The following is a 25375-nucleotide window of genomic DNA, read 5'->3' as shown; positions in this document are numbered from 1 at the left end:
GCGTCTACTGGATGTCCTGTTCTGACGAATGAACGGGGTTGTCGACGAATGATCGGAGGATAATTTTGAACTCAATGTCGGAATCACGCCATGCGCAACAGGTTCGCGCCTACCTTCGGGAACTGGAGCGAGGCGATGTCGGTGCCATCTGTGCGCTATTTACGCCGGACGCGCAGATTTTCTCGCCATTTCTCGGCTGGATGCACCCTGAACCCTTCTTTTCGAAGGTCGCTGCCGCGTCGGGAGAAAGCAAGATTACACCGATCGATATCTGCGTCAGCGCGAGCGGGGCTCGACGTGCGACAGGTTACTTCATCTACGACTGGGCGCTGAAAGACGGCTCGGTCGCGCGCTTCGAGTGCGTCGACGTGTTCGAGTTCGACGCGGCGGGGCTGATCGAACGGATGATCATCATCTACGACACCCATCCGATTCGCAGTACGGTCGGCGACAAGTATGCGTGACTGAATCGGTGTCGCTCGAGAGCAGGTGTTGCTGCAGCATACGGACATTCGACGCGCGCTTGACGGGTTTCACTTCGAGATCGTGCCGATTCAGTACACGATTGGCGAAGGCGCGTCGTAAGCAAAATGCCACGTTTCCCCCTACTGCGAGGCGGTCCGAAACAACGGATGATTCGATCACATGGTCAGACGGATGACACTCGCGTTTTTTCGCCAGCGAGGAGCTTGATGTAACGGGCAGCAGCGGGGGGTGTCATGGATTTTCTGGAAACAGGGCGGGCGGTGCGTCCGATCGGGCAGAGGGCTCGCACCGTTGAACACGTCGGGTCCGACGACGAGAAACAGACGTACCACGCGGCGACGTCCATGTGGTTGAAGCTGGAGCAGCTTCAGATCGTGCAACAACTCGTCGAGCCACTGGACGCAGGCAAGCAGCCGACACTTTCCACGTCGCTACACGGCGTGGCGGGTATCGAAGGGCACGAGTTGTCGATCATGGGCGACACGCACCGCTCGACGCGCACGCTTCAGGTGACTTTCGAGGCGCGCGACGTCACCGCGGCCGACCTGCTGGGCCTGCGTGCGCTGGAAGACGAGCTGGGTACCTCGTTGTCCGACGTCGCGCTCGGCAGTGCCCGACTCGGCTTCAATCGTGCCGACGACGAAGTCGACGAGCCCGACCAATGGTGGCTCGCCTGCCACATTCCCGACGCTTGCCTGCAGGTGCTTGCGAAGGCAAGCGCGGATGGCCAGCTTGGCGCGGTAGAGTTGGGATTGACCATGCGACACCTTTATTTGGCCGGGCGCCCGACGGCCGACGCCGCGCAGCAGTCCCGACTTTTTCTCAAACCCGACGACACGATCGAATGGCCGACGATTGCAACGGGTTATGTCACCGGCCTTCGAATCGACTTTGCGACGACTTCATTGCGTGGCACCGAGCGGAGCGGAGAGCAGGGAACCGACGCTACGACGAAACTCGTCGCGGATTCGGTGGTCTCGCTGGGCCTCAAGCTCGCAAACCTCAATGTGACGGTGAGATGGATTGGCGTCCTCATCGTCATCTTGCTTTTCCTCGAATTTCTCGAGCGACTCTGATCCATTTTACGTAGGCACACCGACACCGATAAGCATGGAGCGGGTCGATAACGGTCCCACCCAAAAAGGGCGAGCGCCGGGTACGTCGGTTTAGCTGATCTTTGATTTGAACCACGCGGTACTTTCCGAGGTCAGCAAAAATAACCCCGCAACAATTTCTATGGCGATGCTTATCAAGCCCACGACGTTGTTCTGCCCGGAGGATAGTCCATCCGCAAAAAGATGATGGAGCGCAGCTGCGGCAAGGAGTGCCGTAACGAAAAGTGCAAGGTTCCTTGCCCAGAGCTTTCCGGCTGAAAGGCGCGTGATGGTGAATGCGTAAGATACAAGAAATACCGCAAGCAACCCAAACAACGTGATTGCCGCTTCCCTTTCATTCGTCGTGTTGAAAGGCGGAACGCCCACTCCAGCAACGATTCGCAGGAAGGAAACTGAAAATACAAGCCAGTAGACCGCGACTGCGGCTCGAACGGATTGCGGAGCTTGGTGGTCGGGAAAAAAGCTGAACTTGCTTTTCGCTTTCAAGGAAACCTCCGCAAGATTCGATGTCGAGGCCGGCTAGCCTGATGATCTTAGTAAAGTTTCTAAGCATCTTCCAGCAAGAAACAGCGCCGATTGCACACGCGGCTGCTACGTTGGCGACGACGGTGACCACGCTCGATGAGAACACCGTCGCCGCGTTCATTACTTCACTTTGAACGAATAGTCGCCGTGCGTGCGATGTCCGTCCGACGCGACCGCGACCCAATGCACCGTGTACGTGTCGGGCGGCAACGTCGGCAGCGAAACATGCATTGACTTCGTGTTGTTCGGATCGACCTCCGCCTTCGCGGTATTCACCTGCTGACCATTTGCATTGCTGACGTTCAACGAGCTGAACGCAGGTTCAAGCGGTCCGTCGAACTCGATCGCCACCCTTGTCGGTGCCACGACTTCGGCGCCCGCCGACGGTGACTGCTTTTGCGGAAACACGTGAGCGAATGCCGTCGACGCGAGCAAGATGCCTGTCGCGATGGCGGCTGAGCGCAAACCGGGACGATCTCGTTTAAATACCGGCATGACTATTCCCCTTTCCCGAAAAATGGCTTACCGAGCGAGCGGGGCATGACGTCGTCCAGAAACAGGTGCGCCTGAAACAGGACACCTACGCTCTTTCCGCTTGCATGGTTGACTGGAATGACCGCTTCGGCGCCAAACTGGCCCCATCGGTTGAGCCAGAGCAGGCCGGGATTGATGCTGCCCGTCGTGTGTCCCGCACACGGACCGCCGGTACAGGTACTCATCGGGAACTCGACGACCGGGATCAAGTTATTGAACGGCGCCTTGAGTCCCACATCCTGTACGACATTCTGCAGGTACGGAAGGCTGTATTGCACGGTGACGCCCCAGCTAAACGCATCCGGGTCGGCGCTGTTCAACGTCAGGCGCGGACCGAGGGTGCCGGTGATCGCGAGCGGCTTCAGATACTTCAGGCTATCCGGCAAATCGCCGAATCCCTTGCCGACATAAAGCGTTGGCGTGATCGCCGAGTGTGGATCGGCGATCGCGCTTGCTCCGGTGCCGCCCAGTTCCGCGACCGCGCCAACGGAGGCCATGAACTCGTGCCGTTCGTTCACGTAAAAGCGGTATTTGACGCCGATGGCGAAATTGTCGAAGCCGCGGGCCGATCCGTCGTTCGGCGCGTTGATGTTGACGTAGGTTCCGACGACTGAAAGGGCGAAACTGGGCGTGATCAGCTTGTCCCATTCGAGCGATGTCGTATTGGTGTTCTGCTGGTCGCCATCGTCGGTCAGCGATTTGACGTGGCCGAATTCCAGATTGAGTTCGTCGCCGACACCAGGGTCGTCGACCGCCATCGTCGCCGGGAAAACCCGGTTACCGGCGATAGCGTGCGCTGAAACGGGTGAGGGGAACAGAAGCGGGAGTGCAAGCGTAGCCGGCGCGATGACGGCCGCAAACATCGGCATACCGCCGCGTGGAGGAATGGTGCGCATGATTCGATCCTTGTGTGAGGCGCGAAACGTGCTCGCGAGCCTGTAAGACGACGCGCAAGGACACGGCGATGCAAAGGCATCTGCATCGTCGTCGGGCTGACTCGATCAGGATGGAAATGGAGGCGCACGCGGCTGTGCCGCAGCGAAGTGGAACGTGCCGTGGAGCGTTTGAAACGGGGTAGCCGAAGCGCGATGAGCGGCCGAATCGATCGGCACGAATCCCGTGACCCCGCCCAGCAACGCGGGTATGTCGGCAAGCAGCCCGCAATATGCGCATGCCTGCCAGTGGGCCGCATCCCCAGGTAGCGGCGAGTGGTCGGGAGTGGTATTGTCCGCGCCGTTGCGCGCGGTACAGAGCGCCCCGGATACCGCGTCGAACTGGCGTTCGGACGAAAGGCTCTGCGATACCGTTGGCGCGAGCGTCGCCATCAGGATTGCAAGCAATCCCAGGATGCTGCCCATCTTCCTGCGGAATAGAGCGGACATGACGGTGGCGCAATCGCTTACCGGAAGGTGCGTTGCCGGAATTGTGTCATGGGCGCCGAATGGTCCGGATGGGTAAGCACCCTACTTGTGCGTAGGCATTAGGAGGTGCTTCGCGCCTGTTCGCGCGATTCGCCTGTGTCCGCTTTGCAATGTGCGACTGCTTGATTAGGGTCGCTAATGGTGCCCGAAGGAGGGCGAGCATCGGTCCTGGCGAAGATTCATGTGCCGAGCCTTGTCAAACAAGGCTCAGGTACTGCCACATCATCGGGGCGACGGTAGCAGTTGCTGCGGCAGGGTACCTGCGCACGACACGGCACCCCACCGCATGTTCAATCGAACGGCACGGCCAGCCGGTCGATCACCGAGCTGGTCTCGGGGCGTATGCCGCGCCACCACGCGAACGCTTCAGCCGCCTGCTCGACCAGCATGCCGACGCCGTCCGCGATCCCGTGCACCCCCGCGTTTTTCGCGAGCCGGAGAAACGGCGTGAGGCGCTTGCCGTATGCAAGTTCATAGGCCGTGCCGGCCGGACTGAAGACGCTCGGCGGGACCGGCGGCAGGTCGCCGGTCAGGCTGGCCGACGTCGCGTTGACGACCAGGTCGAAACGCCCCATCCGCGCGAGGTCTGCATAGCCGGTGGCAACGAGCGAACCGCGTCCGGCGACCTGCGCGGCGAGTGCACGCGCCTTGTCGACGTCGCGATTCGCGATGACGAGTTCGGCCGGTCCGGCTTCGAGGAACGGCAACAGCGCGCCGCGTGCGGCGCCGCCTGCACCGAGCACCAGTACGCGCTTGCCGGCCATCGGCAGATGGAGGTTCGCTTCGATATCGCGAACCAGTCCGATTCCGTCGAAGTTGTCCGCCAGGATGCGGCCGCCGTCGAACTTCAGCGCATTGGCCGCGCCCGCGAGCTGCGCGCGCTCGCTGCGTTCGTCCGACATCGCGAACGCGTCGAGCTTGAACGGCGCGGTGACGTTGATGCCCTTGCCGCCGCCGTCGAAAAACGCACGAACCGCGGCAGCAAAGGCGCCCGCCGGCTCGACGGGGCCCTCGATGGCCGTATAGACGATGTCCTGCCGCGTTGCTTGTGCGAAGAGGCCGTGAATCAGGGGGGATTTCGTGTGCCCGATCGGATTGCCGATCACCGCGTATTGGTCGGTCATCATTGGTTCTCCTTCGAATAGAGGACGCCATCGGCCTGCATCGCATCGATTTCGGCCGAATCGAACCCGAGGGAGCGCGCGATTTCCGCGTTGTGCTGCCCGAGATCGGGCGCGACGTCGCGAATCGTCGTATCGCAATCGGAAAACCGGAACGGCAGATTGGGCAGGCGCAGTGTCCCGTAGCGCGGATGGTGTTGCTCGACGACCATGCCTCTGGCCTGGATCTGCGGATCGTTCAATACCTCGTCGATGCGCTGCACCTTCGCGCAGGGAACGTCGATCCCGTCCAGCAGATCCAGTACCGACGCGACGGAACGCGCGGCCACCCACGGCTCGACGACCGACAGGATCTCCGCACGGTGCGCGTTGCGTCCGGTGCTGTCGTGAAACCGCGTGTCGGTGCCGAAGCCAGCCGGGCCGCCGTGCGCCGCGATCAGTCCGGCGAAGCGCTTCCACGCGTCGTCGACCTGCGCGGCGATCACGAGATCGCCGTCCGCGGCACGGAATACGCCGTAGAGCGTCGAGGTCGGCATGTCGTGCCCGGTCTGCTCGGGCAGCACGCCCTGCAGCGTGTAGCACTGCACCGCGTATTCGTGCATCGATACCAGCGTGTCGTACAGCGCCATGTCGACGTGTTGCCCGCGGCCGCTCTTCACGCGCCCCAGCAGCGCGGCATTGATGGCCGCGACCGCATGAATGCCGGTGTACATGTCGCCGAGCGAGATGCGCAGCAGCGGCGGCCGCTCGCCCGGCGTGCCCACCATCTGCATGATGCCGCTCTTGGCTTCCGCGATCAGCCCGAAGCCCGCGCGATGCGCATCGGGACCGGTGTGTCCGTACGCCGAAATCGAACAGTAGACGAGGCCCGGATTGCGTGCCGACAATTCGGCATAGCCGAGCCCGAGCTTGTCCAGCGCGCCCGGCCGATAGTTCTCGATGAACACGTCGGCCGAGTCGCACAGGCGCTGCATGAACGCCTTGCCGCGCGCGTCCTTCATGTTGACGCTCACGCCGCGCTTGCCCATGTTGAGCTGGAGGAAGTAGCCGCTTTGCTGGTCGTCGAGCACGGTCGCGTGCTGGCGTCCGGCGTCGCCGGAGCCGGGGCGCTCGACCTTGATGACTTCGGCGCCGAGCGCGGCGAGACAGCGACCGACATACGGACCGGCAAGGAAATGGCTGTAGTCGACGACGCGAATGCCTTCGAGTGGGCGAGCCTGCATTACAGGGCCTCCGGGCGCCGCGGCACCATCAGGCGATGTTCGCCGTGTTGAACGACCTGGCCGTCCTGATTGATCAGCTCCGACGGCAGCACCACGATGCCCCAACCCGGGCGACTCTTGCTGGCGCGCATCGAGCCGACGCGGAACTTGACGTGAAGCACGTCGTCGACCTTGATCGGCAGTGCGAAGTCCCACGTCCAGCCGAGCGACATGCCGGGCAGGAAGCGGTAGTCGCTCTGCGTCTTCAGGCCGTCGGCGATGGACAGGCCGAACAGCCCGTGCGCGACGAGGCAGCCGAAATGGCTCGCGTTCGCGTATTCCTCGTCCACGTGGACGGGCGTATGGTCGCCGGTGAGATCGGCATACGCGAGAATGCGCGCCTTGGTCACGATGTAGCTCGGGCTCGTGCATACGTCGCCCTCGCGGGCGTCGTCCCAGTATTTTTCGACGATCGTCATGTTCACGCCTCCGCGCGCGGATTGATGGCCAGCGCCTGCGCAACGCAGGAAGCCGGTCTGGCCTGGATCAGTTCGACGGCAAGCCCGTCGGGCAGGCGAATCCAGTTCCGCCCCTGCGGCATCTCCGTCACGCCGAATCGTTGTGCCGCAGCCAGCGCGGCCTCCAGGTCTTCGCACATCACGCCGAGATGGGCGAGCCGGCCTTCCGGGCCTTCGTGTTCCGGCGCGTGGATGAACTGCAGGCCGCCGAGCGTCCAGTACTGCCGCGGCGCGTCGAGCGTGCCGTCCACTTCGCGCAGGGGCATGCCGAGCACGTCCTCGAAGAAGCGGATGTGCCAGTGGATATCCTTCACCCAGATCGCGACGTGTTCCAGATAGGCTTTCGTGGCGCTCATGCGGCAGCCTCCTCGCGTTGGCGATCGGCCATCGCGCGCTCCAGCCCCTTGACGCAGGCGACGAGCGTGGCGTTGACCGGCGTCGGCACGCCGTAGCGCTGTCCGGCACGCACGACCGAACCGTTGATGAAGTCGATCTCGGTGATCGAGCCCTTCTCGAGGCTCTGCAGCATCGAGGTCTTGAAGGTGGCGGGCAGGCCCTCCGCGGCGAGCGTCCATGCCTGTTCGGGATCGGTCATCGACAGCTTGACGCCGGCCGCTTGCGCCGCCGCGATCGCTTCGGCGACCGCGGCGAGCGCCGTCGCCTTCAGCAGCGGCTCGTCGTAAAGCTGCCCGTAGGTGAGGCCGGTCAGGCCCGTCAGCGCGCCGGTCGCGACATTCACCAGCAGCTTGTCCCACATGGTGCCGACGATGTTGTCGCTGATCGTCGTCGCGAGGCCGGCCGTATTGAACGCGTCCGCGATCGCCTGCACACGCGGCGTGATGCGGCCGTCGAGTTCGCCGATATAGGTGTATTTGCCGATCACGCCCGATTCGATATGGCCCGCGCCGCGCAGCACGCCGCCGACGTAAGTCTTGCCGGCGAGGACGCGCTCGCGGCCGACGGCGTCGCTGAGGATGTCCTCGTGGCCGAGGCCGTTCTGCAGCGACAGCACGACGGTATCGGGCCCGACCAGCGACAGGGCGCCGCGGATCGCAGCGTCGGTGTGGAACGACTTGACCAGCACCACGACCACGTCGGCCGTGCCGACTTCGGCTGCCTGCGTCGTCGCGTGCACGCGTACCTGGCGGGTGCCGCCCGCGTCGTCGACGCGCAGGCCGTCGCGGTTCATCGCGTCGACGTGCGCGGGCGAGCGGCCGATCAGCCAGGTCTCATGGCCGCCTTGGGTGAGGGCGGCGCCGATCGCACAGCCCAGTGCGCCAGCGCCCAGAATTGCAATTTTCAACGGTGTCTCCTCGATGGTTGGCTTCACGATAGGAGTCGTCGTTCATATTCACAATACAATGGATACAATGACGTCATTGCCATGGACAATAACGTGACGATGCCCGCCGACCTGCCTGACCTCAAGCTGCTTCAGCTTTTCGATCTCCTGTACGACGTGCGCAGCGTCACGCGCGTGGCCGAGCAACTGGGCCAGAGCCAGCCGACGGTCAGTATCTGGCTCGGGCACCTGCGGGAATACCTGCACGATCCGCTCTTCGTCCGGACACCCGGCGGCATGGCGCCGACGCCGCAGGCCGACGCGCTGATCGGGCCCTGCCGGGAAATTCTCGAGTCTCTGCGGCGCTTCACCGCGTGGGAGATCGCGTTCGATCCTGCGACGGCGCAGCGGCGCTTTCGCATCTGCATGACCGATGCGAGCCACATCACGCTGCTGCCGCGGCTGTTGGCCCATGTCCGGGCGCAGGCGCCCGGTGTCCGGCTGGAAGCCGCACGGATCGACGGCAATACGGAACGCGCGCTCGAATCCGGCGAAGCCGATCTCGCGATCGGCTATGTGCCATGGCTGGGCGGCGGCATTTATCAGCAGAAGCTGTACGACCAGGACTGGGTCTGTCTGGCGAACCGGCATCACCCGAGGATCCGTAGTCGTCTCGGGGCAAAGCAGTATCGTTCCGAAGGACATGTCGCCATCACGGGGGGGACGGGGGCGCAACTCCTCGAACAGGCGTTGCGGCAGGCGGGCATCGAGCGGGACATCGTGCTGGAGTTGCCGGGTTTCCTGGGTTTGGGGGCGATCGTCCAGACGACCGACCTGATCACGACGCTACCGCGGCACATCGGCGAGACGCTGGCTCATGCCGGCGATCTGGCGGTTCATGCATGCCCGATTCCGGTCGAAGGTTTCGCGGTACGGCAGCATTGGCATGCGCGCTATCACCATGAGGCCGGCAACCGGTGGCTGCGCGGCGTCGTGATTCGACTGTTCGGTGCAGCGCATTGATCGGCGGTTTTTGCCTACCGATTTGTCTGCCCGTTTGTTAATGTGTCTCCAATTCGGACCGCTCACGGCTTGCCCAGGCAACTATGGAAATCAAGTGGATCGAGGATTTCATCGCCCTCGCGCAATACCAGAGCTTCTCCCGCGCCGCGGAGTTTCGCAACGTCACGCAGTCGGGCTTCAGTCGCCGAATCCAGTCGCTCGAGCAGTGGATCGGCGCGGAGCTGATCGATCGCAGCAGCTTCCCGCCGGTGCTTACGCCGGCCGGACGACTGTTTCGCGAGACGGCTGAAGACGTGCTCAGCCGATTGTTCGATACGCGTGCCATCATTCGCACCGAGCAACGAATCGCCGGCAAGAGTCTGCAGATTGCGGCCGGCCACACGATCGCGCTCAATTTTCTGCCCGGCTGGCTCAAGGCGCTTGCGCTCCATTTCGGAGAAGTTCGGGCGCGCGTCATTCCAACCAACGTGCACGACTCGATCCTGATGCTCGTCAACGGGAACTGCGAGCTGATGTTTGCCTATCACCATCCCGAACTGCCGTTGCATCTCGACCCTGGCCGATACGAGCACGTGACCGTCGGTATCGATACGCTGATGCCCGCGTGCAGGCCGAACCGGCGCTCGGCGCCCATGTTTCGCCTGCCGGGGACGAAGCAGGTTCCGCTGCCGCTCATTTCGTATACGGACACCAGCTACTTCGGACGTTGTCTTGCGTTGCTGCTCACCCGAGCGCCCGGAACACCCGTATTGCAGCTGCACTACGAGTCGGACATGGCCGAAGTGTTGAAGAAGCTCGTGCTGGCGGGCGAGGGCGTCGCGTGGCTGCCCAGGAGTTCGATCGCCGCAGAGCTGGAAACCGGCGATCTCGTGCCTGCCGGGCCGGCGGCGTGGCATCTCGAAGTCGAGCTGCGCGTCTATCGCGATGTCTCCAACCGCAGCGAATTCCTGGACACGCTCTGGCAGCACCTCCGTTCGGCATCGCCGCGGCTCGGCTAGGGTTTTCCCATCGTATGCGAATCTCGCATACGATCATGATGCACTGGCATCACGGTTTTATTGACGCTCCCTACCATTCGTTCCAGCGGCAATTGTGACGTCCGGCCGGCGTCATTTGAGCCCATTCCCAGCGCCCCGCAGGCTTCGGCCGCCCGGCGCCCTCCAAGGACGAATGGACATGAAAAATCGCCTCACTCTCAACATCGCCGCCGGCATGGTTCTAGGTGTCGTTGCCGGCTACGTGTGTCACAAGAACCTCGCCGATCCCGGTACGCTCAAAGCGGTCGCCGGTTACTTTTCGATCGTGACGGACATCTTTCTGCGGCTGATCAAGATGATCATTGCGCCGCTGGTCTTCGCCACACTCGTTTCGGGCCTGGCCGGGATGGACAGCGGTGACGACGTCGGCCGGATCGGCTTTCGTTCGGTCGGCTGGTTCATCTGCGCGTCGCTGATTTCCTTGGGCCTTGGGCTCGTCATGGCCAATGCGCTGGAGCCGGGAGCCGGTCTTCATCTCACGGACTCCGCCGCGGAGGTCAACACGGGGCTGAATACGGCAGCGTTGAACGCACGGGACGTGATCACGCACGCATTCCCGACCAGCCTGCTCGATGCGATGGCACGCAACGACATTCTCCAGATCCTCGTATTCTCGGTATTCCTTGGCATCGCGCTGAGCGCACTCAGGAAAGACCCGCGGGTCGGCGTCGTGATCCAGGCAATCGACGGGCTGGTGCCGGTGATGTTGCGCCTGACTAACTACGTGATGCGAGCGGCGCCGCTCGGCGTGTTCGGCGCGATCGCTTCGGCGGTCACGCTTCGCGGCCTGGATGTGATCTACACGTACGGCAAGCTGATCGGCGCGTTCTATCTCGGCTTGCTCGTCCTTTGGGCGATCCTGGTCGGTATCGGTTATGCATTTCTTGGGCGACGCGTCGTCGGCCTGCTGAAAGCCGTGCGCGAACCCGCATTGATCGCCTTCTCCACCGCGAGCAGCGAGGCTGCCTATCCACGCCTGACCGAACAACTGGAGAAGTTCGGCGTCGACAAGAAGGTGGTCGGGTTCACGCTTCCGTTGGGCTATGCGTTCAACCTCGACGGTTCGATGATGTATCAGGCGTTCGCAGCGATCTTCATCGCGCAAGCCTTCGGCGTGCACATGCCGTTGTCGCAACAGATTGTCATGCTGCTGATTCTCATGCTGAGCAGCAAGGGCATGGCAAGCGTGCCGCGCGGATCCGTTGTCGTCGTGGCCGCGGTGGCCCCGATGTTTCACCTGCCGGCCGCGGGCGTCGCCATGGTTCTCGCGATCGATCAGCTTCTCGATATGGGGCGCACGATGACAAACGTCATCGGCAACAGCGTCGCGACGGCCGTGATCGCGAAGTGGGAAGGCAACCGGTCGGCTGTGCCGGGCAATGCCGCCTTCGACCCGCCGGAGCTGAACGCATGAAACACCCCGAATCCGTGGCCGCTCGGCGGAAGTTCGGCGTCGTCGGCGGTCTTGGTCCGCTCGGAAGCGCCGACGTGTTCTTCAAGATGGTGAAGGCAGCTGCCGCGTCGTCCGATGATGAGCATGCCGACATGATTTTCGAGCAGCGCCCCTTCAATGGCTCGGGATCGAGCAGCGCCGCCACGACGGAGCGCAAGCTTTATGTGTTCGACATGATCCGCGAGTTCGAGAAGCGTGGTGTGACGACCGTCGTGCTCCCATGCTTTCTGAGCCATACGTTTATCGATGAACTGAAGGCGAACACGAGGCTGCCGATCGTCGACATGGTCGACGCGCTTCGCACCTACGTGCGGCAAACGTTCCCCGGCGTTACCCGCATTGGCGTGATGGCTTCGGACTATGTACGCGGAAAGAAATTGTTCGAGACGTACTTTCCTTCACCGCGGTTCGAGATCCTCTATCCGCGGGCGCAGGGCGAAATTGATCCCGTGACCGACGCGATCTACGGGCCGGACGGGATCAAGCGCGGCAACCTCCGAGGGCGGCCGGTCGAACGACTGCGCGCTGCGTGCGAGGACCTGACGGATCAGGGGGCGCAGGTCATCGTCCCGGCCCTGACGGAAATCGCACTTGTCGCGGACACGCTCGGCCCGCAGCGCGTGCCGCTGATCGATTCCAATCTGGTGTACGCGCAGTACGCCGTTTCGGCGCCGGGCGGTTCGTGCGCGCCGACGTTCAAGGTCGGCGTCGTCGGCGGCGTCGGGCCGGCTGCGACCGTCGATTTTCTGAACAAGATCGTGCGCAACACGCCGGCGTCGCGCGATCAGGACCATATCAAGCTGCTGGTCGAGCAAAACCCGCAAATTCCCGATAGAACGGAAAATCTCGTCGGCGCCGGCATGGACCCTACGATTTCGTTGTACTCGACCTGCAAGAAGCTCGAGGACGGAGGCGCGGACGTCATCGCGATCCCCTGCAACACTGCCCATGCATTTGTGGAGCGCATTCAGCCTTGGCTCGGCATCCCGATCGTCAACATGCTGACGGTCACGGTCGCTCATCTGCGCGAGACCTACCCGGCGCTGCGAGCGGTTGGCGTGCTGGCAACGTCCGGGACGATCGAGAGCGGCGTGTACAAGAAGGCGCTCGACGCGCAGGGGCTCACGCAAGTCGCGCCGGGGCCCGAGTTGCAGGCGCGCGTGATGGAAGCGATTTACGGCAGGCACGGCGTCAAGGCGGGTTTCTCGACGGGACAATGTGAAGAAGACATCAAGGCGGCGGTCGATGGATTGATTTCCGACGGCGTCGAAGTGATCTTGCTTGGGTGTACCGAGCTTCCGATCCTGTTGCCCGGCACGGAGTACGTTTCGCGAAACGGCGTTCGGGCAACGCTTGTCGATCCGACCGAGGTGTTGGCACGTCGATGCATCGCCTATGCCGCCGCGGCCGGCGTGGCAGCATGACCGGCCCGCTCGACCGGTCATGCTCCCGGCGCGCGCGCCCCGGTTTCATCCGGCGCCGCCTCGTTGCTTTGCCTCTCGATGCATTCGCGCCGGCGTCGAATGGCTCAGGCCATCGACGGATCGGTCACGCCGGGGGCGCCGGTTTCGACATATCCGGAAAACTGCCGCAGAAAACGGGCATCGGCGTCGCACGTGATGCTGATGTCATACCATCGCTTGCTTGCCGCGAGGGACCACGGAACCTGTACCGTCCGTCCGGCCTGCACGGTCACGGATTGCGCCGCGACACCATAGCGATTGTCCGTGATCGTGAATGTCACGCCGGATGTTCCGCTATTCGTCAGGCTGATCTCGAGGTCGCCCTGGGTGACTTCATAGCAGACCGTCGCTTCCCGTGTACCTGCATTCGAACCGGAGGAACTGAAACGCCGAACGAAGCCGTTGGGGGCGACCACCGTGATGTCGTATGCGGCGACACCGGCCGCCGCGGCGGCAAAGCCCCAGCTGTCGGACAGCCGGGTTCGCGTATCGACCGTATAGCGCCTGACCGACGTGGGTGAAATGCCGGAATGGACGGCAAACCCGGCCGCGACGCTTCCGCTGTTCACGAACGTGAGCGTCAGGCTGCCGGATGCGGGGCTTTCGGCGGCATTGACGAACAGCTCATACGGCAGTGCGCGCGCGTTTCGGCTGCCGCGCTCCTGCTGCGTCATCACCTGGGTGAGCGGCGCCGTGGGGGCCGGCAGCGTGCTTTGTGCGGCCGCCGCCGCACTCAATCCTGCCACCGACGGAACGGTAACGGCGCTCGCGTCGGGGTTCGTGAAGTCGAACGCCGAAGTGAGGTCGCCGCACACTGCACGGCGCCATGCGCTGATGTTCGGCTCGACCACGCCGAAGCGCTTCTCGAGAAATTTGATGATCGACGTATGGTCGAACACCTCCGAGCATGTCCACGCGCCCCTGGACCACGGCGAGACGACGAACATCGGCACGCGCGCGCCGAGTCCCACTGGGCCCGCGGGATTCGTCGCGCTGCCCGAATAGAATTCACGCGCGGTGGGGACGTTCGACAGGCCGTCCTGGCCGGAGGCTGGTGGCGACGGCGGAACGACGTGGTCGAAGAATCCGTCGTTCTCGTCGTAGGTGACGAACAGTGCCGTCTTGCTCCATGTATCGGGATTGGACGTCAGCGCGTCCAGCACGGCGGCGATATAGGTCGCGCCGTCGGCCGGCGCGCGAGCGGGGTGTTCCGAGCACATGTACGGCGGCAAGAGCCAGGATACCTGGGGCAACGTGCCGGATTTCACGTCGCGGGTGAAGTCCGCCAGGGTGCGCTTGGTCGTGCCGTTTGCCACGAGTGCCGGGTCCGCATTCGCCGACGTATAGGCCTGGAAGAAATTCAGGACGTTGTACGGATTCGGAAAATCGACGTTCGTGGATCCCGCGGGGGCCGGCGTGAGTGTCGTCTTGAACGATTCGGTGCCGTCCGAACCTTGATAGACATGCCAGCTGATACCGGCCTTCTGCAGCCGCTCCGGGTACGTCGTCCACGTGAAGATATTCGCCGGCGTGTTGTCGATCAGCGGTCCGCCGCCCGTGCCGGCCACGTCGATCATGCCTGTCATCAGATGGAGCCGATTCGTGTTGGTCGGGCCCATGCACGAGGAGAAATAGGCATCGCATACGGTGAATGCATCCGCCAGCGCGTAATGGAACGGGATATCGTTCCGCGAAAAGTGGCCCATCGTGAGCGCGCCTTTCGCCGAAACCCAGTTGTCCCAGCGGCCCGCGTTCCACGCACCGTGCCCGTCGGCCCAGCCGTGCGGAAGCGAGCTGATCGTTTGCGCTTTCGTTGCGTTGGTATCGAGATGGAAGGGGTTCACATATGCACCCTTGCCGTCCGGTTGATTCCACATCGAGCGTTGATTGTCGATGGGAAACGTCGATCGATCGTTGAAGCCGCGAAATCCGGCGTGCTGGCCAAGGTAGTGATCGAAAGAGCGATTTTCCTGCATGAGGATGACGACATGCTCGACGTCGGCGATCGTCCCTGTCTTCGAGGCCGCCGGAATCGCGAGCGCACGCCGTATGCTGGCCGGCAACAGCGTCATCGCCGTCGTCGCACCCAACACTGCTGCAGATTGCCTGATGAAATCTCTACGGTTAACGGTCATGTTTCGCTTCGTACAATTGATCAGTTGCCGCAGTGAAAAATCTTCTTGGCGACCGGTGAGGAATCGATATGGCCGCTGTCGTCGCCGCATCCCGAAAGCATTGCGCTCGCGAGCAACAAGAACAGACAGGTGACTGCCCGGGTTTTTTTCATCCTCTATCCTTGGCCGACGTCGATGCGTCGCTGTCGTTGCCGGCCGTACACGTGAAATGGAGCTGCCGATGCTCGTACTGGCGTGAAAGCGGCGGGAGACGATTCTGCCGAGTCCGGGCCAAGCCGCTTTCCGCAGGCCTGCTCCTGGCGGTCATGCAGTGGACGACTCGACGCAAGACGCAAGACCGTGCAAGGGCGCAATGCCGACCGCCCCGCACGCCGGAACGCCGGGCGCACCGTCGTTCCGAATCCATGCCGGAGCCGGGACGGGAGCGACGGGGCAGTGCCCGGGCGTGCGCATTCGAACATCGAAAGATGACGAGACGGAGACGGACATATTCGTTTCCATTTCAAATCATTTCGGATGGCTTTCGAAGTCGTTCTAGTTTCGTATTGCCCGGAAAGCATGCCGATGCGACGGAAGACCGCCTTGCCGGTCAGGTTCCGTGCGGGTTTGACTGCGGAATGGTTTCGAGGAATGGAGGGCGATGCGCGCGCAGGCTGCATCGCCCGTGACGGCTCGGGGCAGGGGGAGGGAGCGGCCGTTGCCTGACGTGGGCGTCGATGCCGGCTCGTGCGGACTACGCGTGGACGCCCACCCGGTACCGTGTCGTTTGCCGATACGTAGCGCCCGGATAGAGGATCACGTCGTCACTCAGGCCGGCCATGTTGACCTGATTCGGAAAGCCGCCGGCTTCGACGCACAGCGCGGCGTGTCGCGCGCAAAGCGTGCCGCCGCTCACGCGTACGCCGTCGAGATAATTTCCCGTATAGAGCTGCAGGCCCCGCTGATCGGTCGACACGAGCAACTCGCGCCCGCTTTCCGGATCGTAGACCCGCGCGACGGGCCGAACCTCGCGGGCGCCGTCGCCCACGACGAAGCAATGGTCGAAGCCGCGCGCGCGTGCCAGCTGCGAATGGGGCCAATCGAGGCGCGCGCCGATCGGTGCGCTCTGGCGGAAATCGAACGCCGTGCCCGTCACGTCGGCCGTGCCGGTCGGGATCAGCGCGTCGTCCACTTCGAGGAACGCATCGGCGGCGATGTGCAGCAGATGGCCGCGGACATCGCTGCCGGGGCGCCCGTTCAGGTTGAAGTAGCTGTGATTCGTCAGGTTCAGCGGCGTCGGTGCGTCGGTCCACCCCGCGTAGTCGATCGTCAGCGTGCCGTCGTCGTCGAGCGTGTAGCGAACCTGGACGCTCACGTTGCCGGGGAATCCTGCGTCGCCTTCCGGCGAATCGAGCCGCAGCGTCAGCCCGCCGCAGTCGTCGATCACGTCCCAGCGCACGCGATGAAAGCCGTTCGCGCCGCCGTGCAGCAGGTTGCCGTTCTCGTTGCGGTCGAGCAGGTAGTCGACGCCGTCGAGCGCGAAGCGCGCGCCGGCGATGCGGTTCGCCCAGCGGCCGATCGTCGCGCCGAGGTAGACACCGGATTCGAGGTACTCGGCCGGCGTGTCGTGGGCGAGCACGATGTCGGCAAAGCGCCCCGCGCGGTCGGGGGCGAGCCACGACACGACGGTCGCGCCGAGGTCGCTGATGCCGACGCGCATCCCGTGCGCGTTGCGCAGCGTGTAGCGCCGCACGGGCTCGCCGTCGGGCAACGTGCCCCACGGCTCGGAAGGCACGCGTGTCACGCCGGGTGTCAGGTGTGAGGAGTCGGTATCGAGGTGCATGGATGGAGGTCGGATGGGCGGCAGGCGTCAGTTCGTGGCAGCCGCGCGTTCCTGATATTCGCGCGGCGTGCAGCCGAGTTCGCGGCGGAACACCGCGTACATGTATTGCAACGACGTGAAGCCGCAGCGGATCGCGACTTCCGCGCTCGACACATGGCGGCCGGCGAGCAGCGCCTGTGCGGCCTCGAGCTTGTGACGCAGGATTTCCTGGTGCACGGTGCGCTGCAGTTCGCGACGGAAGTGCTCCTCGAGCAGCGAGCGCGATACGCCGACATAGTCGGCAACCTGTTCGGTCTTGATCCCCTGGCACGCGTACTGGCGAATGAAATGCCGTGCGCGCATCACGTGCTGGCTCGCAAGCGGCTGGTGGCGCGTCGATTCGAGCACGTTGATGCCGACCGGCGGCACGAGAATGCGCTGCCCGGGAAAACGCGCGCCGCGCAGCATCCGGTGCAGCAGATGTGCGGCGGTGCGGCCCATTTCCTCGGTGCCCTGGATCACCGACGACAGCGGAATGCGCGTCAGCGTGCGCGTGAGCGGATCGTTGTCGATGCCGATGATCGCGACCTGTTCCGGTACCGCGATGCCGGCGATCATGCAGGCCTGCAACAGATGCCGCGCACGCGCGTCGGTCACGGCGATGACGCCGACGGGTTTCGGCAGCGCGTGCAGCCAGCCGATCAGCTGCTCGATCGCGTGATTCCAGCCCGACGCGCTGGTCGACAGCCCGCGATAGATCGGCGCGTCGAGCCCGTCCGCGCGCGCGAGCCGGTCGAACGCCAGCTCGCGCTGCTGCGCCCAGCGGTTCTCCTGCGCGATCGGCAGGCTGTACATCGCGAAGTGCGCAAGGCCCGCACCGATCAGGTGCGAATACGCGAGCGACACGAGCTTCGGGTTGTCCGTCGCAATATATGGGACATCGGCCGGGTACTGCGCCGGATCTTCGTACGACGAGCCGACCGCGACGATCGGCAGCGGCGAGCCGGCGAGTGCGTCGGCGACGGCGGGATCGTCGAAGTCCGCGATGATGCCGTCGCCGTCGAAACGCTCGATGCCCGTGAGCCGGCAGCGGAAGTCGTCTTCGAGGAACAGGTCCCACACCACGCGGGTCGTGTGCAGGTACTGGCCGATGCCGCTGATGATCTCGCGGTCGTAGACCTTGTTCGCGTTGAACAGCAACGCGATGCGATGCGGTGTCTGGGCGGAAGGGGCGCGTGTCATCTGGGTGTCGGGGCAAACGTGTCGAGGACGCGGCGCCGTTGTCTCCGGGGTGCGCTCGCGACGGCGGCGCGCGGTGGATTGGTGTACGGCGATTGTAGGACGGAATGCGCGCGGTGCGAGCGCGGCTGGCAAGAAACATCAAGCGTGCTGCGCAATTTCGCAATTGCCGGCCGGCAGGCGCACGGGCACGATCCAGCCAACCGAATTCGGCCGCGTGCGTCGTCGCGACGCGCGTTGCGCTGCAACAAGAACCTGCACGGAGACGCCATGTCGTATTTCGAACATATTCCCGCGATTCGCTACGAAGGCCCGCACTCGGACAACCCGCTCGCCTATCACCATTACGACCCCGAGAAGCGCGTGCTCGGCAAGACGCTCGCCGAGCATCTGCGGATCGCGGTCTGCTACTGGCACACGTTCGTGTGGCCGGGGCACGACATCTTCGGGCAGGGCGCGTTCCGGCGGCCCTGGCAGCAGCCGGGCGACGCACTCGAGCGGGCGCGGCAGAAAGCGGATGCTGCGTTCGAGTTCTTCACGAAACTCGGCACGCCTTTCTATACGTTCCATGACACGGACGTCGCGCCGGAAGGCGACAGCCTGCGCGAATACGCGGCCAATTTCGCGCGGATGGTGGACTATCTCGGCGAGCGCCAGCAGGCGAGCGGCGTGCGGCTGCTGTGGGGCACCGCGAACCTGTTCTCGCACCCGCGCTTCGCGGCCGGCGCCGCGACGAACCCGAACCCCGACGTGTTCGCGTGGGCCGCGACCCAGGTGTGCCACGCGCTCGACGCGACCCACCGGCTCGGCGGCGAAAACTACGTGCTGTGGGGCGGGCGGGAAGGGTACGAGACGCTGCTGAATACCGACCTGAAGCGCGAGCGCGACCAGTTTGCCCGCTTCCTGTCGATGGTCGTCGAACACAAGCACAGGATCGGCTTCACGGGCGCGCTGCTCATCGAGCCGAAACCGCAGGAGCCGACCAAGCACCAGTACGACTACGACGTCGCGACGGTGCACGGCTTCCTCGTGCAGTACGGACTGCAGAACGAGATCCGCGTGAACATCGAGGCGAATCATGCAACGCTCGCGGGCCACTCGTTCCATCACGAGATCGCGAACGCGTTCGCGCTCGGCGTGTTCGGCAGCGTCGACGCGAACCGTGGCGATCAGCAGAACGGCTGGGACACCGACCAGTTTCCGAACAGCGTCGAGGAACTGACGCTCGCGTTCTACGAGATCCTGCGTCACGGCGGCTTCACGACCGGCGGCATGAACTTCGACGCGAAGGTGCGGCGCCAGAGCGTCGATCCGGAAGACCTGTTCTACGGCCACGTCGGCGCGATCGACGTGCTCGCGCTCGCGCTCGAACGCGCGGCGGTGCTGGTCGAGAACGACCGGCTCGACGCGCTGCGCCGGCAGCGCTACGCGAAGTGGGACGACGCGTTCGGCCGCCAGATCCTGTCGGGCGGCTATACGCTGGAATCGCTCGCCGCCGATGCGCTCGCGCGCGGCGTGGATCCGCAGCACGCGAGCGGCGCGCAGGAGCGGCTCGAGAACATCGTGAACCAGGCGATCTACGGGCTGCGCTGAAGCCATGTACATCGGACTCGATCTCGGCACGTCGGGCGTGAAGGCGGTGCTGCTCGATCGCGACGGCGCGGTGCGCGCGAGCGCGAGCCGCGCGCTGACGGTGAGCCGGCCGCAACCGCGCTGGTCCGAGCAGGCGCCGCGCGACTGGTGGGCCGCCGCATGCGCTGCGCTCGCCGCGCTCGTATCGGATGCACGCACGGCCGGCATCGATCCGCGCGACATCGACGCACTCGGGTTGACCGGGCAGATGCACGGCGCGACGCTGCTCGATGCCCATGGCGACGTGCTGCGTCCCGCGATTTTGTGGAACGACGGCCGGGCGGACGCGGAGTGCGAGGAACTCGAACGGCTCGCGCCCGCGCTGCGCACGGTGGCCGGCAACATCGCGATGCCGGGCTTCACCGCGCCCAAGCTGCTGTGGGTGCGTCGGCACGAACCCGACGTGTTCGCCCGCATCGCGTACGTGCTGCTGCCGAAGGATTATCTGCGCTACCGGCTGACCGGCGCGTTCGCGACCGATCCGTCGGATGCCGCCGGCACGCTGTGGCTTGATGTCGCGAAGCGCGATTACGACGACACGCTGCTCGCGGCCTGCGGGCTGTCGCGCACGCAGATGCCGACCGTGTTCGAGGGCAACGCGGTGACCGGCACGCTGCTGCCGGCCGTCGCGCGTGCGCTTGGCCTGCGCGAGATTCCGGTGGTGGCCGGCGGCGGCGACAATGCGGCCGGCGCAGTGGGCGTCGGCATCGTGCGGGCCGGCGACGCGCTGCTGTCGCTCGGCACGTCGGGCGTGTATTTCGCGGTGTCGGACGGGTTCCGCGCGAATCCCGAATCGGCGGTGCACAGCTTCTGTCATGCGCTGCCGAATACATGGCACCTGATGTCCGTGATCCTGAACGCGGCCGGCTGCATCGACTTCACCGCGCAACTCGCCGGCTACGACGGCGTCGCGGCGCTGCTCGACGATGCCGAGGCGAACGCACGCGAGCGCCGCCCGTGGTTCCTGCCGTACCTGAGCGGCGAGCGCACGCCGCACAACGACGTGAACGCGAAGGGCGTGTTCTACGGGCTCACGCCCGATACCCGGCGCGCGGATCTCGCGAACGCGACGCTCGAAGGCGTCGGCTTCGCGCTGCTCGACGGCATCGACGCGCTGCATGCGTCCGGTCTCGCACCCGACAGCATCACGGTGATCGGCGGCGGCTCGCGCAGCGCGTACTGGACGCAGATGCTCGCCGACCTGAGCGGCCGTGTGCTGACGCTGCGCGCGGGCGGCGAGATCGGGCCGGCGCTCGGCGCCGCGCGTCTTGCGCATCTCGCGCTCGAACCGGATGCGTCGCTCGCCGACGTGTGTCCGCAGCCGCCGGTCGTCGCGGTGCGCGAGCCCGATCCCGCACGGCATGCGTGGTATCGCGACGCGCGGCGGCCGACGTTTCGCGCGCTGTATCGCGCGCTCGAACCGGTATTTGCAACGGGCGCGTGACGCACGTTGCAGTGACTCGATGCGGGCGGTGCCATCCGGCGGCCGCCCGCGGTTCGTGAGGTGGTTCCATAACAAGGAGTTTGGAGACATGAAAACCGTGACGCGTCGTACCGTATTGAGTTCGCTTGCCGGCGCCGCCGCGCTGGCGATCCTCGCGCTGGGCACGCCGCTCGCGCATGCGAGCAAGGACAAGCCCGAGATCGGCTTCTGCATCGACGATTTGCGCGTCGAGCGCTGGTCGCGCGATCGTGACTATTTCGTCGCGGCGGCGACGAAGCTCGGCGCGAAGGTGTCGGTGCAGTCGGCCGACGCGAGCGAGGCGCGGCAGATTTCGCAGATCGAGAACCTGATCTCGCGCGGCGTCGACGTGATCGTGATCGTGCCGTTCAACTCGAAGACGCTCGGCAACGTCGTGGCCGAGGCGAGGAAGGCCGGTATCAAGGTCGTGTCGTACGACCGCCTGATCCTCGACGCGGACGTCGACGCCTATATCTCGTTCGACAACGAGAAGGTCGGCGAGCTGCAGGCGCAGGGCGTGTTCGACGCGAAGCCGAAGGGCAACTATTTCCTGCTGGGCGGCGCGCCGACCGACAACAATGCGAAGATGCTGCGCGAAGGACAACTGAAGGTACTGAAGCCGGCGATCGACCGCGGCGACATCAAGGTCGTCGGCCAGCAGTGGGTGCCAGAATGGAGTGCGTCGACCGCGTTGCGGATCGTCGAGGATGCGCTGACCGCGAACAACAACAAGATCGACGCGATCGTCGCGTCGAACGACGGCACGGCCGGCGGCGCGATCCAGGCGCTTGCCGCACAGCATCTGGCCGGCAAGGTGCCGGTGTCCGGGCAGGACGCGGATCTGGCTGCGGTCAAGCGCGTGATCGCCGGCACGCAGACGATGACCGTGTACAAGCCGTTGAAGCTGATCGCGAGCGAAGCCGCGACGCTCGCGGTCGATCTCGCGAAGGGGACGAAACCCGCGTTCAACGCGCAATACGACAACGGCAAGAAGAAGGTCGATACGGTGCTGCTGCAGCCGACGCTGCTGACCAAGCGCAACGTCGATGTCGTCGTGAAGGACGGCTTCTACACCCAGGCCCAGCTGGCGAGCCAGTAACGGCACGACGCGCGGGCAGCGCACCGGCGCGCCCGCGCGCATCCTGCGAGGCATGAACGAATGACGGAACCCCTGCTGACGATGCGTGGCATCGTCAAGGCATTCGACGGCGTGAAGGCGCTCGACGGCATCGACCTGACCGTGCGCCCGGGCGAGTGCGTCGGGTTGTGCGGCGAGAACGGCGCGGGCAAGTCGACGCTGATGAAGGTGCTGTCGGGTGTCTACCCGCACGGCACGTGGGACGGTGAGATCCGCTGGGAAGGCGCGCCGCTCGTCGCGTCCGGCGTGCGCGACACCGAGCGTGCGGGCATCGTGATCATCCACCAGGAGCTGATGCTCGTGCCAGAGCTGTCGGTCGCCGAGAACATCTTCCTCGGCAACGAGATCACGCTGCCCGGCGGGCGCATGCATTACGCGGAAATGGTGCGGCGCTCGGAAGCGTTGCTGCGCGAGCTGCGGATCGATGCGATCAACGTCGCACAGCCCGTGATGAACTACGGCGGCGGCCACCAGCAGCTGATCGAAATCGCGAAGGCGCTGAACAAGCGCGCGAAGCTGCTGATTCTCGACGAGCCGTCGTCGTCGCTGAGCGCGGCCGAAACGAGGATCCTGCTCGACATCGTGCGCGACCTGAAGCGCCGCGGCGTCGCGTGCGTGTATATCTCGCACAAGCTCGACGAGATCGACGCGGTGTGCGACACCGTGACCGTGATCCGCGACGGCCGCCACGTTGCGACCGAGCCGATGCGCACGCTCACCACCGACCGCATCATCGCGATGATGGTCGGGCGCGAGATCGGCAATCTCTATCCGCGCGAGCCTCACGAGATCGGCGACGTCGTGCTCGAGGCCCATCACGTCACCTGCCGCGACGTGACGAACCCGCGCCGCAAGCGCGTCGACGACGTGTCGTTCAGCGTGCGGCGCGGCGAGATTCTCGGCGTCGCCGGGCTGGTCGGCGCGGGCCGGACCGAGTTGATGCAGGCGATTTTCGGTGCGTATCCGGGCGAGAGCACGGCGGCCGTGCGGATGAACGGCCGCACGCTGGCGGTCCGCTCGCCGGCCGATGCGATCCGTGCGGGTATCGCGATGGTGCCGGAGGACCGCAAGCGCCACGGGATCGTGCCGCAGCTCGGCGTCGGCCACAACATCACGCTGGCGGTGCTGCGCCGTTTCGCCACGCGCGGCCGAATCGACGCGGCCGCCGAACTCGATGCGATCCGCACCGAGATGCAGCGGCTGTCGGTGCGCGCCGCGCATCCGTTCCTGCCGATCGCGAGCCTGTCCGGCGGCAACCAGCAGAAGGCGGTGCTTGCCAGGATGCTGCTGGCGGACCCGCAGGTACTGATCCTCGACGAACCTACCCGCGGCGTCGACGTCGGCGCGAAGGCGGAGATCTACCGGCTGATCTTCGCGCTCGCGAAGCGCGGCGTCGCGCTGATCGTCGTGTCGTCGGAGCTGCCGGAAGTGCTCGGGCTGGCCGATCGCGTGCTCGTGATCGGCGAGGGCGAGCTGCGCGGCGATTTCGTCAACGACGGTCTCACGCAGGAACAGATTCTCGGCGCCGCGCTGAAGCCCGCGCGGCGTCCGGCCGAACCCATTGCAGCGAGTGCCACATGAACACCGAACTTTCGTCTTCCCGGCCCGTATCGGCGGACCCCGAAACGCGCGCCGCGGGCGGCCATCCGCTGCGGCGCATCTTCGTGCGCTACAAGGTGCTCGCGCTGCTGTTCGCGGTGGCCGCGATCTGGGCGTTCTTCTCGGTACTGACGGACGGCGCGTTCGTCACGCCGCGCAACGTATCGAACCTGCTGCGGCAGATGTCGATCACCGGCATGCTCGCGTGCGGCATGGTGTTCGTCATCATCGCGGGCGAGATCGACCTGTCGGTCGGTTCGCTGCTCGGGCTGCTCGGCGGCGTCGCCGCGATCCTCGACGTCAACCGCCACTGGCCGGTCGCGGCAACGGTCCCGGCCGTGCTTGCGCTCGGCGTGCTGATCGGGCTGTTCAACGGCTGGTGGTCGACTTATCGGCGCGTGCCGTCGTTCATCGTCGGTCTCGGCGGGATGCTCGCCTTCCGCGGCATCCTGCTCGGCGTGACGGGCGGCTCGACGATCGCACCGGTGTCCGACGGCTTCGTGTTCATCGGGCAGGGCTATCTGCCGCGCATGGCGGGGGACGGCCTCGCGATCCTGCTGTTCGTGCTCGTGACGCTCCTGGTGGTGCGGCAGCGCGGCACGCGGCGACGCTATCGGCTCGCGGTCGCGCCGCTGTGGCAGGACGGTGTGAAGGTCGCGGGGGCCGGTGCGGTGCTGTTCGCCTTCGTCGCGACGCTGGACCGTTACGGCGGCATTCCGGTGCCGGTGCTGTTGCTGCTCGCGTTGCTCGGCGTGTTCTCGTGGATCGCGACGCAGACGGTATTCGGCCGGCGCGTTTATGCGGTCGGCTCGAATCTCGAGGCAACGCGCTTGTCGGGCGTCGACACCGATCGCGTGAAACTTGCGATCTTTGCGCTGATGGGGTTGATGTGCGCGTTTGCCGGCCTCGTGAACACCGCGCGGCTGGCGGCCGGGTCGCCGTCCGCCGGCACGATGGGCGAGCTCGATGCGATCGCCGCGTGCTTCATCGGCGGCACGTCGATGCGCGGCGGGTCGGGCACGGTCTACGGCGCGCTGATCGGCGCGCTCGTGATGGCGAGCCTCGACAACGGGATGTCGATGCTGGACGTCGATGCGTACTGGCAGATGATCGTCAAGGGCGCGGTGCTGGTGCTGGCCGTGTGGATCGACGTGGTGTCGCGGTCGAACCGGCGGTGACGTGCCGGTCG

At 65.0% G+C, this 25375-nt stretch carries 23 protein-coding genes; 11 read left to right on the top strand and 12 right to left on the bottom strand.

Annotation, left to right across the window (positions count from 1 at the left end):
- Window positions 1–74: 74 nt before the first annotated feature.
- Both DIE03_RS29040 and DIE03_RS29035 read left to right on the top strand, forming a co-directional pair.
- Window positions 75–464, top strand: coding sequence for a nuclear transport factor 2 family protein (locus DIE03_RS29040; protein ID WP_409364437.1), 390 nt, complete (start codon window positions 75–77; stop codon window positions 462–464).
- Between the two features lie 255 nt (window positions 465–719).
- Window positions 720–1562, top strand: coding sequence for a hypothetical protein (locus tag DIE03_RS29035; protein WP_124455691.1), 843 nt, complete (start codon window positions 720–722; stop codon window positions 1560–1562).
- 90 nt (window positions 1563–1652) lie between these two features.
- Here DIE03_RS29035 and DIE03_RS29030 read toward each other — a convergent pair whose 3' ends face one another.
- From DIE03_RS29030 to DIE03_RS28990, 9 genes are all read right to left on the bottom strand, one after another.
- Window positions 1653–2087, bottom strand: a complete 435-nt coding sequence (locus DIE03_RS29030) for a hypothetical protein (RefSeq protein WP_124455690.1) — start codon at window positions 2085–2087, stop codon at window positions 1653–1655.
- 159 nt (window positions 2088–2246) lie between these two features.
- A complete protein-coding gene (locus DIE03_RS29025; protein ID WP_124455689.1) occupies window positions 2247–2621 on the bottom strand; it encodes a copper resistance protein CopC in 375 nt (124 codons plus the stop codon).
- Between the two features lie 2 nt (window positions 2622–2623).
- Window positions 2624–3556 (bottom strand): hypothetical protein, encoded by a 933-nt coding sequence (locus tag DIE03_RS29020; protein WP_185658244.1) that lies wholly within the window; start codon window positions 3554–3556, stop codon window positions 2624–2626.
- Window positions 3557–3661: 105 nt separating this feature from the next.
- The gene (locus DIE03_RS29015) at window positions 3662–4042 is read right to left on the bottom strand and encodes a DUF2946 domain-containing protein (protein WP_124455688.1); all 381 of its coding nucleotides are present in this window, start codon (window positions 4040–4042) and stop codon (window positions 3662–3664) included.
- A 329-nt stretch (window positions 4043–4371) separates the two neighbouring features.
- Window positions 4372–5205: a shikimate dehydrogenase gene (gene aroE, locus DIE03_RS29010; protein ID WP_124455712.1), complete on the bottom strand. Its 834-nt coding sequence runs from the start codon at window positions 5203–5205 to the stop codon at window positions 4372–4374.
- The gene (locus DIE03_RS29005) at window positions 5205–6425 is read right to left on the bottom strand and encodes a CaiB/BaiF CoA-transferase family protein (RefSeq protein WP_124455687.1); all 1221 of its coding nucleotides are present in this window, start codon (window positions 6423–6425) and stop codon (window positions 5205–5207) included. The genes aroE and DIE03_RS29005 overlap by 1 nt, the downstream gene beginning before the upstream one ends.
- A complete protein-coding gene (locus DIE03_RS29000) occupies window positions 6425–6883 on the bottom strand; it encodes a MaoC family dehydratase (RefSeq protein ID WP_124455686.1) in 459 nt (152 codons plus the stop codon). The genes DIE03_RS29005 and DIE03_RS29000 overlap by 1 nt, the downstream gene beginning before the upstream one ends.
- Window positions 6884–6885: 2 nt before the next feature.
- The gene (locus DIE03_RS28995; RefSeq protein WP_124455685.1) at window positions 6886–7278 is read right to left on the bottom strand and encodes a VOC family protein; all 393 of its coding nucleotides are present in this window, start codon (window positions 7276–7278) and stop codon (window positions 6886–6888) included.
- Window positions 7275–8225 (bottom strand): ketopantoate reductase family protein, encoded by a 951-nt coding sequence (locus DIE03_RS28990; RefSeq protein ID WP_124455684.1) that lies wholly within the window; start codon window positions 8223–8225, stop codon window positions 7275–7277. The genes DIE03_RS28995 and DIE03_RS28990 overlap by 4 nt, the downstream gene beginning before the upstream one ends.
- Before the next feature lie 81 nt (window positions 8226–8306).
- Between DIE03_RS28990 and DIE03_RS28985 the strand changes: the two genes are divergently transcribed.
- From DIE03_RS28985 to DIE03_RS28970, 4 genes are all read left to right on the top strand, one after another.
- Window positions 8307–9227, top strand: a complete 921-nt coding sequence (locus tag DIE03_RS28985) for a LysR family transcriptional regulator (RefSeq protein ID WP_124455683.1) — start codon at window positions 8307–8309, stop codon at window positions 9225–9227.
- Window positions 9228–9310: 83 nt separating this feature from the next.
- Window positions 9311–10225 carry a LysR substrate-binding domain-containing protein gene (locus tag DIE03_RS28980; protein WP_124455682.1) on the top strand — a complete coding sequence of 305 codons (915 nt, stop codon included), beginning with the start codon at window positions 9311–9313 and terminating at the stop codon, window positions 10223–10225.
- Window positions 10226–10403: 178 nt separating this feature from the next.
- A complete protein-coding gene (locus DIE03_RS28975; protein ID WP_124455681.1) occupies window positions 10404–11678 on the top strand; it encodes a dicarboxylate/amino acid:cation symporter in 1275 nt (424 codons plus the stop codon).
- Window positions 11675–13141, top strand: coding sequence for an aspartate/glutamate racemase family protein (locus DIE03_RS28970; protein WP_124455680.1), 1467 nt, complete (start codon window positions 11675–11677; stop codon window positions 13139–13141). Before DIE03_RS28975 ends, DIE03_RS28970 begins: the two co-directional genes overlap by 4 nt.
- Window positions 13142–13245: 104 nt before the next feature.
- On the opposite strand, the gene DIE03_RS28965 is transcribed toward DIE03_RS28970, so the two are convergent.
- From DIE03_RS28965 to DIE03_RS28955, 3 genes are all read right to left on the bottom strand, one after another.
- Complete coding sequence (locus tag DIE03_RS28965; protein WP_124455711.1) at window positions 13246–15315, bottom strand: phosphocholine-specific phospholipase C; 2070 nt, start codon at window positions 15313–15315, stop codon at window positions 13246–13248.
- Window positions 15316–16048: 733 nt separating this feature from the next.
- Entirely contained in the window at window positions 16049–17137 is a 1089-nt protein-coding gene (locus tag DIE03_RS28960) for an aldose epimerase family protein (RefSeq protein ID WP_124455679.1), read from the bottom strand.
- 27 nt (window positions 17138–17164) lie between these two features.
- Window positions 17165–18358, bottom strand: a complete 1194-nt coding sequence (locus DIE03_RS28955) for a DNA-binding transcriptional regulator (RefSeq protein WP_124455678.1) — start codon at window positions 18356–18358, stop codon at window positions 17165–17167.
- Window positions 18359–18625: 267 nt separating this feature from the next.
- On the opposite strand from DIE03_RS28955, the gene xylA reads away from it, so the two are divergent.
- The 5 genes from xylA to DIE03_RS28925 all read left to right on the top strand — a co-directional run bounded on the left by xylA (window position 18626) and on the right by DIE03_RS28925 (window position 25364).
- A complete protein-coding gene (gene xylA, locus DIE03_RS28945) occupies window positions 18626–19948 on the top strand; it encodes a xylose isomerase (protein ID WP_124455677.1) in 1323 nt (440 codons plus the stop codon).
- A gap of 4 nt (window positions 19949–19952) precedes the next feature.
- A complete protein-coding gene (gene xylB, locus DIE03_RS28940) occupies window positions 19953–21431 on the top strand; it encodes a xylulokinase (RefSeq protein WP_124455676.1) in 1479 nt (492 codons plus the stop codon).
- A gap of 88 nt (window positions 21432–21519) precedes the next feature.
- Window positions 21520–22548, top strand: coding sequence for a D-xylose ABC transporter substrate-binding protein (gene xylF / locus DIE03_RS28935; RefSeq protein ID WP_124455675.1), 1029 nt, complete (start codon window positions 21520–21522; stop codon window positions 22546–22548).
- A 60-nt stretch (window positions 22549–22608) separates the two neighbouring features.
- A complete protein-coding gene (gene xylG, locus DIE03_RS28930) occupies window positions 22609–24168 on the top strand; it encodes a D-xylose ABC transporter ATP-binding protein (RefSeq protein WP_124455674.1) in 1560 nt (519 codons plus the stop codon).
- Window positions 24165–25364, top strand: a complete 1200-nt coding sequence (locus tag DIE03_RS28925; RefSeq protein ID WP_124455673.1) for a sugar ABC transporter permease — start codon at window positions 24165–24167, stop codon at window positions 25362–25364. Before xylG ends, DIE03_RS28925 begins: the two co-directional genes overlap by 4 nt.
- Window positions 25365–25375 lie beyond the last annotated feature (11 nt).

Source organism: Burkholderia sp. Bp8992, from assembly GCF_003853705.1.
Classification (GTDB): Bacteria; Pseudomonadota; Gammaproteobacteria; order Burkholderiales; family Burkholderiaceae; genus Burkholderia.
This window is presented reverse-complemented; position numbering and strand designations above follow the sequence as displayed.